11 protein-coding genes are annotated in these 14,145 nt (G+C 50.3%); 2 read left to right on the top strand and 9 right to left on the bottom strand.

Going from position 1 to position 14,145, the window contains the following annotated elements; translation table 11 throughout:
* Positions 1 to 106 precede the first annotated feature (106 nt).
* The 9 genes from LQ567_RS24165 to LQ567_RS24125 form a co-directional block, all read right to left on the bottom strand.
* Positions 107 to 766, bottom strand: coding sequence for a CoA transferase subunit B (locus LQ567_RS24165; protein WP_231008488.1), 660 nt, complete (start codon positions 764 to 766; stop codon positions 107 to 109).
* Positions 767 to 863: 97 nt separating this feature from the next.
* Positions 864 to 1,553 (bottom strand): CoA transferase subunit A, encoded by a 690-nt coding sequence (locus LQ567_RS24160; protein ID WP_231008487.1) that lies wholly within the window; start codon positions 1,551 to 1,553, stop codon positions 864 to 866.
* A 166-nt stretch (positions 1,554 to 1,719) separates the two neighbouring features.
* Positions 1,720 to 2,313, bottom strand: coding sequence for a DUF6992 family protein (locus LQ567_RS24155; protein WP_231008486.1), 594 nt, complete (start codon positions 2,311 to 2,313; stop codon positions 1,720 to 1,722).
* A gap of 34 nt (positions 2,314 to 2,347) precedes the next feature.
* Complete coding sequence (locus tag LQ567_RS24150) at positions 2,348 to 3,214, bottom strand: beta/alpha barrel domain-containing protein (protein ID WP_231008485.1); 867 nt, start codon at positions 3,212 to 3,214, stop codon at positions 2,348 to 2,350.
* Positions 3,215 to 3,568: 354 nt separating this feature from the next.
* Complete coding sequence (locus LQ567_RS24145; RefSeq protein ID WP_231008484.1) at positions 3,569 to 4,714, bottom strand: acyl-CoA dehydrogenase family protein; 1,146 nt, start codon at positions 4,712 to 4,714, stop codon at positions 3,569 to 3,571.
* Positions 4,715 to 4,778: 64 nt separating this feature from the next.
* Positions 4,779 to 6,773: an ATP-binding protein gene (locus LQ567_RS24140; protein WP_231008483.1), complete on the bottom strand. Its 1,995-nt coding sequence runs from the start codon at positions 6,771 to 6,773 to the stop codon at positions 4,779 to 4,781.
* Positions 6,774 to 6,825: 52 nt separating this feature from the next.
* Entirely contained in the window at positions 6,826 to 7,605 is a 780-nt protein-coding gene (locus LQ567_RS24135; protein WP_231008482.1) for an enoyl-CoA hydratase/isomerase family protein, read from the bottom strand.
* 104 nt (positions 7,606 to 7,709) lie between these two features.
* Positions 7,710 to 9,317 (bottom strand): carboxyl transferase domain-containing protein, encoded by a 1,608-nt coding sequence (locus LQ567_RS24130; protein WP_231008481.1) that lies wholly within the window; start codon positions 9,315 to 9,317, stop codon positions 7,710 to 7,712.
* A gap of 510 nt (positions 9,318 to 9,827) precedes the next feature.
* Positions 9,828 to 10,046, bottom strand: coding sequence for a hypothetical protein (locus LQ567_RS24125; RefSeq protein ID WP_231008480.1), 219 nt, complete (start codon positions 10,044 to 10,046; stop codon positions 9,828 to 9,830).
* 218 nt (positions 10,047 to 10,264) lie between these two features.
* Here LQ567_RS24125 and LQ567_RS24120 point away from each other — a divergent pair, with 218 nt between their 5' ends.
* Together LQ567_RS24120 and LQ567_RS24115 are read left to right on the top strand one after the other, a co-directional pair.
* A complete protein-coding gene (locus LQ567_RS24120) occupies positions 10,265 to 12,757 on the top strand; it encodes an L-rhamnose mutarotase (RefSeq protein WP_231008479.1) in 2,493 nt (830 codons plus the stop codon).
* Positions 12,758 to 13,028: 271 nt separating this feature from the next.
* The gene (locus LQ567_RS24115; RefSeq protein ID WP_231008478.1) at positions 13,029 to 14,105 is read left to right on the top strand and encodes a Gfo/Idh/MocA family protein; all 1,077 of its coding nucleotides are present in this window, start codon (positions 13,029 to 13,031) and stop codon (positions 14,103 to 14,105) included.
* Positions 14,106 to 14,145 lie beyond the last annotated feature (40 nt).

The raw sequence follows: 14,145 nt of genomic DNA, 5'->3' as shown, positions 1-14,145 counted from the left end.
GGTTTTTAACAGGTGGGTCATTTCAATAAAAGGTTTCTGTAAAGCTACGGTAAAATCCGATGACCGAATAAGAGGGCATTTCACGTTTAAGTAACAACGGCCGTTGCTATGCCAGTACGATTTCCGGGATATTGCCTTTTACCACCAGCCGCCCTGCTGTGGCTGCTTTTATATCTTCAACAGATACGCCGGGCGCCCGTTCCAGCAATACAAATCCCTCATCGGTAACATCAAGCACGGCCAGGTCGGTGACAATTTTTTTTATGCATTTTACACCGGTGAGGGGAAGGGTGCATTGCGTTAAGAGTTTCGATTGCCCGTCTTTGCTGGTATGCTGCATGGCAACAATAATATTTTTAGCCGCCGCTACCAGGTCCATGGCACCGCCCATACCTTTTACCATTTTACCGGGGATCTTCCAGCTGGCGATATCGCCGGTATCGCTTACTTCAAAAGCGCCCAATACGGTAAGATCGATATGACCGCCACGGATCATGGCGAAGCTCGTGGCCGAGTCAAAGAAAACGCCGCCGGGGCGGATCGTAACGGTTTGTTTGCCGGCGTTGATCAGGTCCGGATCGGCCGCTCCTTTTTTGGGAAAGGGACCCATCCCCAGCATGCCGTTCTCCGATTGCAGCACTACTTCTATGCCTTCGGGAATATAATTAGCTACCAGGGTGGGAATACCGATACCCAGGTTTACATAGTACCCGTCTTTTAACTCCTGCGCAATGCGTTGTGCTATCTGTTGTTTTGTAAGGCTCATTTTGTTAATTTGAGAATGAAAGAATTTGTTTTGCCTCGACGGGATGAAAATGAAGGATGCGGCATTTTCAAATTACCCAAGGCTTCAAATTTTCAAATTATTGCTCCGTCAACTGTTCAATCCTTTTTTCATAATGCGTTCCCTGGAAGATGCGTTTTATGTATACACCCGGCGTATGGATCTGCATCGGGTTCAGCTGCCCTGCCGGCACCAGTTCTTCCACTTCCGCAATGGTGATCCTTCCCGCGGTGGCCATCGGGTGGTTGAAATTGCCGGCTGTTTCTTTGTAAATGAGGTTGCCATGGGTATCACCCTTCCAGGCTTTTACAATGGCAAAATCGGCCGTTAAGGCGTATTCCAGTAAATGAGGCTTGTCGTTAAACGCCCGCACTTCCTTGCCTTCGGCCACTTCCGTGCCATACCCGGCCGGTACATAAAAGGCCGGGATACCCGCTCCGCCGGCACGGCAGCGTTCAGCCAGGGTGCCCTGGGGGATGAGTTCCACTTCCAGCTCTCCATGTAACAGCTGCCGCTCAAATTCTGCGTTTTCGCCAACATAAGAGGAGATCATTTTTTTGATCTGCTTTTTTTGCAACAGGAGGCCCAGACCAAAATCATCTACACCGGCGTTGTTGGAAATACAGGTGAGCTCTTTCAGTTCCGTTTCGGTAAGTGCATGAATGCAGTGCTCCGGAATGCCGCAAAGCCCGAAGCCGCCCACCATGAGGGTCATACCGCTTTCGATACCGGCGATGGCTTCCTTGGCGTTCTGTACAACTTTGTTCATATTGTTTGTTTTTTATTATCAGCCACAAAGTCACTAAGTGTAACACTAAGATGATCATTTGCTGTAATTACCCTTTGATGGCGTGCCCTTTTCATTAGCGCTCTGCCTGTCTCCGCTTCTCTACTCTGTGTTGCTTTCTGTCTTTATACCTTTGTGGCCCGGGTCTTTAAAATGAATACACCATGCCGATGCCATTTTCTGTAACGGCCAATTCAGGCGCGGTTTTCCAGTAACGCTGCTGTTTTTGATGGCTCAGGTACATGCTTACATCAAACAAGAGCAGCCCCGCACCCTGAACGATCAGCGAATTTCCATAGCCCCTGTTCCTGGCCGGATTTTTTGCACGATTCGCCCGGCCGCTTAAAAATGCGCCGGTGCCCATATACAGCAGGTCCAGCCCTCCATTAATGGCATATAATTTTTTTGTGTTTTTGTAGGCCTTGTATTTGCCGGTGTCGGAAAAAGACAATCCTTTTTCTTTTTTAGCGCGTACCAATCCTAAAACGCCGATACCGGTATTCACCACTCCCCACAATGCATTCATGGTATGAAAAGCCTTTACTTCTGTATTTGTAGTGCTCAGCGCTCCAATGATGCCGCTGCCCATATTGACCACGCCCCACCCGGATAATACCCACATGCCCTTCCGGTTTGTTTCAATCCGTTGCTGATGCAGCGCATCGATATACGGGATATTGTTTTCCTGCGCCTGTAAAAAACAGCATAAACAATTGAGGAGGATAACAGACAGCCATTTCATAGCTATGGATTTTATGTAAGTTACATCATCCTGTTTAAGATTTCAACCGGTTAAAATCGGGGTAGGCTGCGGCGATCTGCTCAATACGGTTTTCATTGAGCCCGGTTGCAATGTTATGCCGCCGGCAATAGTGCAACAGCGTTAATGTATTTACATTGCCCAGTAATTCATAACCGGTAAGCGGGCAACCGCCCAACCCGTTAATGACTCCGTCAAAACTGCGGCAGCCGGCCTTCCAGGCAGCGTCGATCTTTTCCATGGCCTGTTCCGGAAGCGTATGAAGGTGAAGCCCCAGCTCCACATGGGGAAAGCGCGGGATGAGGGTTTTGAAAAGGTTGTAGATCACCTGGGATGTACCCAATCCCGTTGTGTCGGATAAGGTAATCGTTTGCACACCCTTCCCGGCCAGTAAATAAACCGCATCCTGTACCATAAACTCCGACCATTCGTCGCCATAAGGATTTCCAAAGGCCATGCTGATGTACACCCGCAGCGCTTTTCCGTTGCCTTGACTGATGGCTGCAATTTCATCGAGCACATGCAGCACCCTGGAAGCATCGGAATGAATATTCCGTTCCAGGAAGGTATTGGAGATGGAGTAGGGGAACCCTAACACATCTACTTTTTGTTGTGCAGCGGCTTCCGTTGCGCCCCGCGCGTTGCCGATAATGGCCAGCAGTTTGGTGGCCGAACCCTCTTTGTTGATGCCCTCCAGCACCTTTGCCGAGTTCGCCATTTGGGGTACGGCCTTTGGTGAAACAAAGCTTCCGAAATCGATAACGGCAAAACCCGCGTGCATGAGCGCATTGATATAGGCCGCCCGCTTTTCCGGCGGAATCGTATAGGAAAGACCCTGCTGTGCGTCGCGGGGGCATTCGGTTATTTTTAGTTCATTATTCATAGTTGATCGTTCATTGTTCATATGAATTTTCTATATCTACGGGAAGCGTTCTTTATAAAGAATTACGAAGTTTAGCGATCATTTTGCTCAATAATTCGTACTCACCGTACAATTTCTCAAACACATTTGCTGAAATATCGTTTCTCTTTTTTGCCAGGAATAACCCGGCACCGCCTCTATGGCCGATCGTAAGCCAATATTTAAGAATTGTGCGTCAACAGCTCTGTGCCAAACATTCAATTCTTCAAAACGGAATGCCATACTGATTAATATTATTATTGTGATCAACAAGGAGTTGCTTACCGATCATGATTGATGGAAACGCACTCCAAACCATTAACAATAAACGATGAACTACAACCCCAACTGCTTCGCGATCACCATCCGCTGGATCTCCGACGTGCCTTCGCCGATCTGCAGCAGCCGCTGATCCCGGTAAAAGCGTTCTACATGATATTCTTTCATCAGGCCGTAACCGCCGTGCAGCTGTACGGCCGCATCGGCTACTTCCTTGGCAATTTCCGAACAATACAGCTTTGCCATGGCGGCTTCCTTTGTAAAAGGCTGACCGGTATCTTTCAGCCAGCAGGCCTTGTATAAGAAGGTGCGGGCCAGTTCGATCTTTAATGCCATATCGGCCAGTTTGAATTGGTTCACCTGGAAGGAGGCAATGCTGTTACCGAACTGGTGGCGCTCCTGCGCATAGCTTAAAGCCATTTCAAAAGCGCCCTGTGCACAACCCAGCCCCATGGCGGCGATGCTCAGCCGGCCGGCATCCAGGGTACGGAGCATGATCTTCGATCCTTCACCCACCGGCCCCAGCGTATGCGATTTTGGTACACGGCAATCATCAAAAAACAATTGGGCGGTATCGCTGGCCCGCCACATCATTTTGCCGTGCATGGCCTGCTGCGAAAAGCCCAGTGTATCCCGGTCAACAATGATCGTGGTAAATTCTTTTTTACCATTTGTTTCGTTGGTAACAGCTTGCACCGTTGTGCCGCGGTTAAGGGAAACAGATCCGTTGGTGATGAAGATCTTATTGCCGTTGATTACCCAATGATCGCCGTCTGAGGTTGCCGTGGTTTTGGACGCGCGCGAATCACTGCCGGCTCCGGGTTCGGTCAATCCAAACGACCACAGGGCCTTACCCGTGCAAAGCTGGGGCAGGTACTGGAGCTTTTGTTCCTCGGTGCCATAATTATAAATAGGGCCGATGCCCAGGGAGTTATGGGCTGCCAGTGTGGCCGCCTGCGATCCGTCTATCCGTGCAATTTCCTCCACGGCGATGATATACGCCAGGTAGTCCATACCGGCGCCGCCGTATTTTTCCGGAAGGTAAATGCCCATCAGACCCAGTTCTCCCATTTGCCGGGTAAGCTCCGGTGAGAACTTTTCCCGTTCATCCAACTCCTGCGCCTGCGGTTTTATAGTTTTTTCTGCAAATGCCCGCACCATATTCCGGACCGCCTGGTGCTCCTCGCTTAATGAATAGTCCATAGTAAAAGTCTTTTGTCGTTATTATTCCGGTTCCTGCGCCCAGGTTCCTGTCCTCACAAACGCATTATGATGGATGATCCTCCTCTATGTGGATCAGTGTTGTCGTCGTGTCTACCTTATCGCCTTCGGCTACACCAATAGCCGTCACCATTCCGTCCTTTGGACTCAGGATATTGTTTTCCATCTTCATGGCTTCCACAATTAGCAGCAGGTCTCCGGTGCGCACAGCGGATCCGGTGGCTACGGCTATTTTGATCACTTTGCCCGGCATGGGGGCTGAAACCGTTCCGGCTGTAGTTGCTGCAGCTGGTGAAGGCGGCACTGTATTGGCGGCGATATGCAGTATGTCGTTTCGCTTGATGGTATAGTCAAATCCATTATAGCGAACGATAAACACGCCGGGATCGGTTTCAACAATATGTACCGGGTACAATTGCTGATCCAGGAGCAAATTAAACTGCTGGGTTCCTGTGGGGGTTAACGTTGCCCGGGTAAGTGCTTGATGATATTCAAAATCGATTGTTGGAGCGGCCAGCCGGCGGAGCATTACCGGAACGTCTGCTCCCTCTACGTTCAGTATAACCTGCAGCACCGGCCGCCAGTAGCCGATGGCTTCCCAGGTGGACGAAGGTTCTTTTTCTTTGGGAAGTAAACTGAACACCAGCGCTGCTGCCAGCGGGATCTGTAGATCGGCTGTTTTTTTACGGCCATCAAACTGCTGCAACAGGTCACTCAGGTGTATGTCAATATATTTTGTTGAGATCCTGTTGCCGGTAAAATCCGCATGATGAAGCAACCCTGAGAGGAACGCAATATTATTCCGGATGCCATAGATAAAATACTGCTGCAGTGCCTCGATCATTTTTATCCGGGCGGCTTCCCGGTTTTCGCCCCAGGTGATCAGTTTGGCGATCATGGGATCAAAATCTCCGGTAACTGTGGCGCCTTGTTGCAGCTGCATACCGTCAATACGGATGTGTTCGCCATAGGGCTCTTTATAAAAGGTGAGGGTGCCGGGTGCGGGCAAAAACTGCTGTTCCGGGTCCTCTGCATAAATGCGGCATTCGATGGCATGCCCTTTCTGGCGGATGTCCTTTTGCTGAAGATCCAGTGCCGCTCCGCGGGCAATGCGGATCTGTTGCTCCACTATGTCGATGCCGGTGGTCAGTTCGGTAACCGGATGCTCTACCTGTATCCGGGTATTCATTTCAAGAAAATAAAAGTTGAGATCGGGGCCCACCAAAAATTCGAGGGTGCCGGCACTTTGATAACCGATGGCGGCTGCAAGCTGTACGGCGGCATGACAGATCTGCTCCCGTACTTCCGGTGTTAACGTAGGAGAAGGCGCTTCCTCAATGATCTTCTGATGGCGGCGCTGCAACGAGCATTCCCGTTCGTACAGGTGCAGGATATGACCCTGCTGATCGCCCAGCACCTGTACCTCCACATGCCGGGGCGCTTCAATATATTTTTCAATATAAATAGTATCGTCGCCAAAATAATTACGAGCCTCTCTTGCGGTAGCTTCAAGGGCTTCCTTTAATTCCGCATCCTCCTGTACCACACGCATGCCCTTACCACCACCGCCGGCTGCAGCCTTTATCAGCAGCGGAAAGCCAACAGCAGTGTATTGTGCCAGCAACTCGGGTACCGTGCCGGTAATGCCCGGTGTAACCGGCACCCCTGCGGCCTGGGCCGTTTGCCGTGCGGCAATTTTGTTACCCATCGCTTCCATGGCCTCCGGCGTGGGACCAATAAAAATAAGGCCCTCCTTCCTGCAGGCATTGGCAAATGCGGCATTTTCGGAAAGGAATCCATAGCCGGGGTGAATGGCATCTGCGTTGGTTGCCTTTGCCGCCGCTATCATTTGAGGGATGCTCAGGTAGGTTTCACCGAGTGATGATCCTTCCAGCAATACGGTTTCATCTGCCTCATTCAGGTAGGCCGCACCGGCATCCTGGGGCGCATAAACCAACACGGTGCCGATCCGCATTTTTTTTGCCGTCCGGATAATACGTAAGGCGATCTCGCCACGGTTTGCTATGAGGATCTTTTGCATGGAGTGAAGGTGAACTGTTTTATAGTGAGATGTTTGCTCCGGTAAGAGCATGTTATTGTATCCAATTGGGTTTCCGTTTTTCAAAAAAAGCCTGCATACCTTCCTGGCCTTCAGCCGCACTGCGGGCCCTGGCAATGGCCTCCGTTGTGTAGGAAATGCATGCTTCCAGTTCTTTGCTCGCAATATGATGCAGGAGTTGCTTTGATGCGGCAATGGATCCGGGGCCGCCCTGCAACAGCTCCTGTATCAGTTCAGCCACTTTACTTTCCAGCTCTATTTCCTGCAAAACCTGGTTAAGGAGGCCTGCATGGGCCGCTTCCTTGGCATGAAATTGCCGGCCTGTAAGGATGAGCTCTTTGGCTTTTGCTTCGCCGATCTTTTTTAAAATATACGGCGCAATAGTGGCCGGCACCAGTCCCAGCCGCACTTCAGAAAAAGCAAACAGGGTATCATTGCCGGCATAGGCAAAATCGCAGGCAGCAATAAGGCCGTTGGCACCGCCCATTGCAGCTCCATGTACCACAGCGATCGTGGGTTTGGGCGTATGATAAACGGTTTGAAAACAACGGGCAAGCTGCGCGCTTTCTTCCAGGTTCTCTTCGTAACTGTATGTGGCGGTGGCCTTCATCCATTTGAGATCGGCTCCCGCACAAAAAACCTTACCGCGTCCCCGGAGGGTAATCACCCGCACGTCCTCATCGGTACCCAGGGTTTCAAATGCATGGATCAGTTCGGCGATCATGGTACCGTTGAGCGCATTCCGTACCTCCGGCCGGTTCAGCCATACGGTGGCAATGTGATAATGTTGTTCGATTTCGATGGTTGTGTACATAGTTGGTAGATCGTAAAAGTTTTATATTGAGCGGGAACAATGAGCGCCGGATCGTTTATTGTGAATGGTTCACAGCCTGTAGCTGCGATGCACCATCAGCTGTTTTACATCCTGAATACGCCGTTCTTTGTATCCTTCCATTTTTTGTTTAAAGAAACGGCAATGCCCATGGCAATGATCTTCCGGGTTTCAGCCGGGTCGATGATGCCGTCGTCCCACAACCGGGCCGTGCTGTAATAAGCGGAGCCTTCGGTTTCGTATTTTTTTAAGATCGATTCACGCAGCGCTTCTTTTTCGGTTGCCGGAAATTCCCTGCCCGCCGCTTTTAGCTGTTCTTCTTTTACGGTGGTAAGTACGCCGGCTGCCTGCTCGCCGCCCATTACCGATATTTTGGAATGCGGCCACATAAATAAAAAACGGGGATCGTAGGCGCGGCCGCACATCGCATAGTTGCCCGCCCCAAAAGAGCCGCCAACCACCACGGTAAATTTGGGCACATTGGCATTGGCCACGGCATGCACCATTTTGGCACCGTCGCGCGCGATGCCTTTATGTTCATATTCCTTTCCTACAATAAAGCCGGTTATATTCTGTAAAAATAAAAGGGGTGTTTGCCGGGCGGTGCACAACTCTACAAAGTGCGCGCCCTTTAAAGCCGATTCCCCGAACAACACTCCGTTGTTGGCAATGATACCCACCGGGTAACCCATAATATGTGCAAACCCCGCAACAAGGGTAGGGGCATAGTTGGCTTTGAATTCATGAAAGCGGCTGCCGTCTGCCAACCGTGCGATGATCTCTTTTGCATCTACCGGCTTTTTCAGGTCCGTTTGCAGCAGACCGTACAATTCCTGCGGATCATACAAAGGTTCTTCGGCCGGAACGCGCTCCAATGACTGTGTTTCCGGTTGTTTAAAGGTTTGTATGATGTTCCTGCAAATGACCAGCGCATGCGGATCATTTTCTGCAATATGATCGGCCACTCCCGAAACCGTAGTATGTACCACTGCACCACCCAGTTCTTCGGCGCTTACTTCCTCACCGGTAGCCGCTTTTACCAGGGGCGGACCGCCGATAAAAATAGTGCCCTGGTTCCGCACAATGATGGTTTCATCGCTCATGGCCGGAACATAGGCCCCGCCTGCGGTACAGGACCCCATTACGATGGCGATCTGCGGAATACCTGCAGCCGACATTCGTGCCTGGTTGTAAAAGAAGCGGCCAAAATCATGACGGTCCGGAAATACTTTGTCCTGCTCGGGCAGGAAGGCCCCGCCGGAGTCTACCATATAAATACAGGGAAGCTGGTTTTCCAGCGCAATTTCCTGGGCCCGCACATGTTTTTTTATGGTGAGTTCCATATAGGTGCCGCCCTTTACGGTGGCATCATTGGCAATGATCATTACCATATGTCCGTGCACCGTGCCGATACCCGTAATGATCCCCGCCGAAGGAAATTGATCTGCATACATGTCAAAAGCCGCCAGGGGCGAAAGTTCCAGGAAGGGCGTATTCGGGTCGAGCAGGTTATCTATCCGTTCCCGGGCCAACAGCTTTCCTCTTTTTTTATGCTTCTGTACCGCCGGCTGTGCCTCGGTATGCAGCACCGCTTTCATCCGCTGGTAATACTGCTCCAGCAGCTGCAGATATGCATCTTTATTTTTATGAAACGCAGGAGAACGCGGATCTACCGCTGATTGAATCTGGTACACAGGTCTCAAATTTTTGTTCCATTAAAGTTATACGAAGTACGGGAAAAAAAAGCACATATACTAACAATTGTTAGTGTTTGTGTGAGGCCTTGCGTAAACGGAGCTATAAGCGGATGGATGGTTGTTGGGTGGACTGCGGTGCTCCTTTCAGTTTCCTCATGCCTGTTTGCCATGGCGGATCGCTCACCGGTGCAGGGCCTATAGCAGCATGAGGTGTGTGGTGGGTGTTAGCTATTTGCCTGTGGCGTTAAAAATGGGAGTTGCCCCGTTCAAACCGGCGGCGCTGTTCCATCAGGATAAAGTGCCGGAGGCATTGCCCCGGTCAGTTAGCGGGCCGATCAAAAAGGCGCCTACTTTCATACCGGAACCGTTCGGCATCAAATGGGATTACCTGTCAGGAGGTTCCGAAACAAGCGTAGAACAACAGGTTGTTATAAACAATCCTTTGGCCATCCTTATACCCATACCTGCCCAACGACAGGAATGGATATGCCATCAGATCATTTCATTTTATAAAACACCCCCGCCAATCATCAGCCGGAAAATACCTACGAGGATCACAATGATGCTAAGTGTTTTGCCGGTAGAAGAGCCGCCGATAACCGAAACGATCAGCGACAGGATGCCGATGGGAATCACCAGCCAGTAAAGCCAGCCCAATAAAGGAATGAATGCAACAACGGCCAATATACTGGCGATAAGGGCAAATAAAACACAGATTATTTTCATTGTTTTTATTTTAATTAAGAATACAAAGATGCCGCCTTTAAAAGCCCGCCGCCAGTATCAATCGGTAAAACAAACGCAGATGCCGGTAAAAAGGCAGACGAGCCCCTTTAGTAAAATTTGCCAGTACATTAGTGATTACAGGCATCTGCGTTGATGGGGTTTCCAGTACATTTATCTTCCTGTACGGGGATATAAAAAAACGGTAAAATAATGCCATTGTGAAACGGTTGTACATTGCTTTAATTACAATTTTTTTTGCTTCGCTGGCCGGCACGGCGCAGGTGTATATTGCTCCCGGCGGAAATGATGCAGCTGCGGGCACCGCCAGTGCGCCTAAAGCTACATTGCGTGCGGCCATCCGCCAGCTGCGGGAACAGCGGCGCCTGCAACCCGGAAGCAACAGTAACATCCTGCTCAAAAGTGGCACCTACTATTTAAACGAACTGGTATATATACGGCCCGAAGACAGTGGCACACCGGGCAGCCCGCTGGTGATTGCTGCTGCACCGGGAGCAACGCCGGTGCTGAGCGGCGGCATTTTGATCAAAGACTGGAAGAAACCCTCAGGGCCGGTGAAGGGGCTTCCGGATGCGGCGCAGGGTAAGGTTTGGGTGGCAGACCTGCCTGTAACGGCCGGCAATGCCCCGCTTCGCCAGCTTTGGGTAAATAATAAAAAAGCGGTGCGGGCAAAAAGTACCACCGGCAATAGCATGCAGCGCATCTTGAACTGGGATAAAAAAACCGCAACGGCGGTTATTCCATTGCATCCATTTGAACGTCTTGAGGTAACCGCGGGCCTGGAGTTCTTTATCCATCAGTGGTGGGAGGTAGCCCGTCTCCGCGTTCGGAAACTGGAGAAAGCAGGGGACAGCTGCCGGGTTTGGTTTTACGAACCGGAAAGCCGTATCCAGAATGAGCATCCCTGGCCGGCACCGTGGCTTTCTGCAGAAACCGGAAACTCCGCTTTTTACCTGAGCAACGCGCTTGCTTTCCTGGATGAACCGGGAGAATGGTATGCGGATGCAGCAAGCAGAAAGCTTTACTATTACCCGCGGCCCCAGGAAGAAATGAACATCGCGGAAACGGCAGTGCCTTTGCTGGAGCATCTTTTGGTCATCAACGGCACGCCCGAACATCCGGTTGAAAACATCGTGATCAAAGGGCTCGCTTTCCGGCACAGCGCCTGGAACCGCCCTTCATGGCAGGGACATGTGCCGCACCAGGCAGGCTTATATATGACGGAAGCCTATAAGCTCAAACCGGCGGGCACACCGGAAAAGCCTTCGCTGGATAACCAGGCCTGGGTAGGCCGGCCGGAAGCAGCGGTTACCGTATCCTATGCAAACAATCTTCGTTTCGAAGACAGCCGTTTTGAGCACCTGGCGGCCACAGGCCTGGATCTTCGGATCGGTGTAAAGGCTGCTGCTGTTACCGGAAGTCTTTTTAAAGAGATCGGCGGTACGGCGATACAGGGCGGTTATTTTGGAGACGATGGTGCAGAGATCCACAAACCCTATAACCCGGCAGACCCACGTGTGATCTGCGAAAATATTACGCTTGCCAATAACCTGATTACCGATGCGGGGAATGAAGACTGGGGCTGTGTAGCCATCGGTATGGGATTTTCGAGGTTCATCACCATTGAAAAAAATGAAATTGAAAACGTACCCTACTCAGGTATCAGCATGGGCTGGGGCTGGACACCGTTGAAAAATATAATGGCAGATAACCGCATCCGGTATAATAAGATCCATCATTACGGGCGTACCAATTATGATTGTGCAGGCATCTATACCTTAAGCGCGCAACCGGGGACGGTAATTGAAGAAAATTACATCGATAGTATTTATAAAGCGCCCTATGCGCACCTGCCTACGCATTGGTTTTACCTGTATACGGATGAAGGTTCGTCTGGTATAACCATACGTAACAACTGGACACCTGCCCAAAAATACCTGCAAAATAACAACGGGCCCGGTAACTGGTGGAACAATAATGGTCCGCAGGTAGCGGCAGCTATAAAAAATAATGCCGGACTCGAAAACAACTACCGGTTGTTGCTAAGGAAAAAAACATCCGGTGCCGTACACCAGGAGATCAACCGGCAGCGTAAAGAACTCATCGAGCTGGTGAACAATACCGGCAGTCCGGTTGACTTAAAAAAGCTGAAAATATTGCTTCAGGAAAAAGGCGTGCAACAGCAAACCATCGGGCAATGGAAGGAGCATACCGTGGTTTATGGTTTGATAACGGATGTGAACGTACTACGCGGGCAATTACAAAAGGCATTTCCGGATGTAACGATCCATGTATATCAGGATATGGTATATGAATTTGACCGGGCAGCGCGCTGTGCGGCAGCGGATGTTGCTGCAAACTGGACGGATATCATCATGACAGCCAACCTGGTTAAGGACCCGGCAAAACAACAGGCATATCTTGATTATCATGCTACACAGTTTGATGTTTGGCCCGAGGTTTCGAACGGCTTTTGCAAAGCGGATTTCCAGCAGTTGCGGGTATTCAAAAATGGAAGGCAGCTGATGCTGGTGATCAGTATACCCAAGGGAAAAACGCTCGATGAGCTGAACCCGAAAACAACGGAAAATAATCCAAGGGTGCTGGAATGGAACCGGATAATGAGTGGTTACCAGGAAGGCATTGATGGAACGAAGAACGGAGAAACCTGGGTGGAGTTCAGCGGCGAATAATGAACGGATCAGCTCCGTAGGAGCGGCACATTTATAGCACGATAAAGCGCGGTGAGTGGTAAATGACGAATTAGGTAGCTCCGTAGGAGCAGCATATTTATGGCATGATAAAGAACGGTAAGCGGTAAATGGCGAATTGCGCAGCTCCGTAGGAGCGGCACATTTATAGCACGATAAAGAATAGTGAGCGGCGAACGGCGAATTAGGCAGCTCCGTAGGAGCGACATATGTATAGCCCGGTGGGGCAAATGGTAATAATAAAAATAAACGCATGTTAAATATCGGAATTGTAGGATTGGGGGAAGGCCGGAGTACCATGTCGGCCGCATTGCAAAGCAAAAAGTTGCGGTTAACGATGATCTGTGATGCCAATGAAGCATTGTGTAAGCAACGAAGTACCGAATTCCGGTTTGAGCATTATACCACCCGGTATGAAGCATTATTGAATAATCCGGATATCGATATTATTGCTATTTACACGCCGGATCATTTGCACGCGCAGCATGTGCAGCTGGCATTGCAGCACGGCAAACACGTAGTGTGTACCAAGCCTTTTATTGACAACCTGGCGGATGCCCCGGCGTTGCTGAAGCTGCAGCAAAAAAGCGGAAAAAAAGTTTTTGTCGGACAAAGCTCGCGTTTTTTTGAGCCGTATAAACGGCAGCGGGCAGATTTTGAAAAAGGCCTGATCGGTGAGCTGATTACGGTAGAAAGTCATTATAATGCCGACCACCGCTGGTTTTTAAAAAAGAAATGGGCCCTGGAAAAATCGTTTAAATGGCTGTACGGCGGATTGAGCCACCCGGTTGATTTTATCCGTTGGTACCTGCCGGATATTGAAGAGGTAATGGGCTATGGTATGATCAGTGCCAATGGGAAAAAGGCCGGACTGAAAAATGAGGACACCCTGCATTTTATTTTCCGCAGTAAAGATGGCCGTATTGCCCGGGTGAGCGGCGCGTATACCGGTCCGGTGCAACCCACGTACCGCGAAAGCGAAATGAGTTGCATCCTGCGCGGAACCGAGGGCGCCAGCCAGGCCGATTATCATGAGCTGCGTTATGCCATTACCGATAAGCAAGGTGCGCAGCAACTGATCACCTGGGGTGATAAACAGTTAAATCATTATTTTCGTTTCGAAGGGCAGAGCCATCATGCCGGTGAATATCAGAACTACCTGGAGTATTTTGCCGACAGTATTACCCATAATACCACAGCCTATCCCGATATGCGTGAGGGCATCGGAACGGTGGCATTATTGCAGGCCATGGACCGGAGTTTAAAAACAAAGCAGCCGGTTGCGCTTAAAGCCTTGCTGAAAGAGTATGGGCTGGGAAAGTTGGGGTGATTAATGATAGCAGTAGAAGCTCCATAGGAGCGTAACATTT

It is taken from the genome of Niabella pedocola (assembly GCF_021044425.1).
GTDB lineage: Bacteria > Bacteroidota > Bacteroidia > Chitinophagales > Chitinophagaceae > Niabella > Niabella pedocola.
The sequence above is the reverse complement of the archived record's forward strand: the minus strand, read 5'-3'. Positions and strand labels throughout refer to the sequence as shown.

Bases quoted from the DNA above. Each gene is read 5' to 3' on its own strand.
- LQ567_RS24115 (WP_231008478.1), top strand. From the start codon at position 13,029: ATGTTAAATATCGGAATTGTAGGATTGGGGGAAGGCCGGAGTACCATG.
- LQ567_RS24145 (WP_231008484.1), bottom strand. From the start codon at position 4,714: ATGGACTATTCATTAAGCGAGGAGCACCAGGCGGTCCGGAATATGGTG.
- LQ567_RS24155 (WP_231008486.1), bottom strand. From the start codon at position 2,313: ATGAAATGGCTGTCTGTTATCCTCCTCAATTGTTTATGCTGTTTTTTA.
- LQ567_RS24160 (WP_231008487.1), bottom strand. From the start codon at position 1,553: ATGAACAAAGTTGTACAGAACGCCAAGGAAGCCATCGCCGGTATCGAA.
- LQ567_RS24165 (WP_231008488.1), bottom strand. From the start codon at position 766: ATGAGCCTTACAAAACAACAGATAGCACAACGCATTGCGCAGGAGTTA.
- LQ567_RS24140 (WP_231008483.1), bottom strand. From the start codon at position 6,773: ATGCAAAAGATCCTCATAGCAAACCGTGGCGAGATCGCCTTACGTATT.
- LQ567_RS24135 (WP_231008482.1), bottom strand. From the start codon at position 7,605: ATGTACACAACCATCGAAATCGAACAACATTATCACATTGCCACCGTA.
- LQ567_RS24150 (WP_231008485.1), bottom strand. From the start codon at position 3,214: ATGAATAATGAACTAAAAATAACCGAATGCCCCCGCGACGCACAGCAG.
- LQ567_RS24125 (WP_231008480.1), bottom strand. From the start codon at position 10,046: ATGAAAATAATCTGTGTTTTATTTGCCCTTATCGCCAGTATATTGGCC.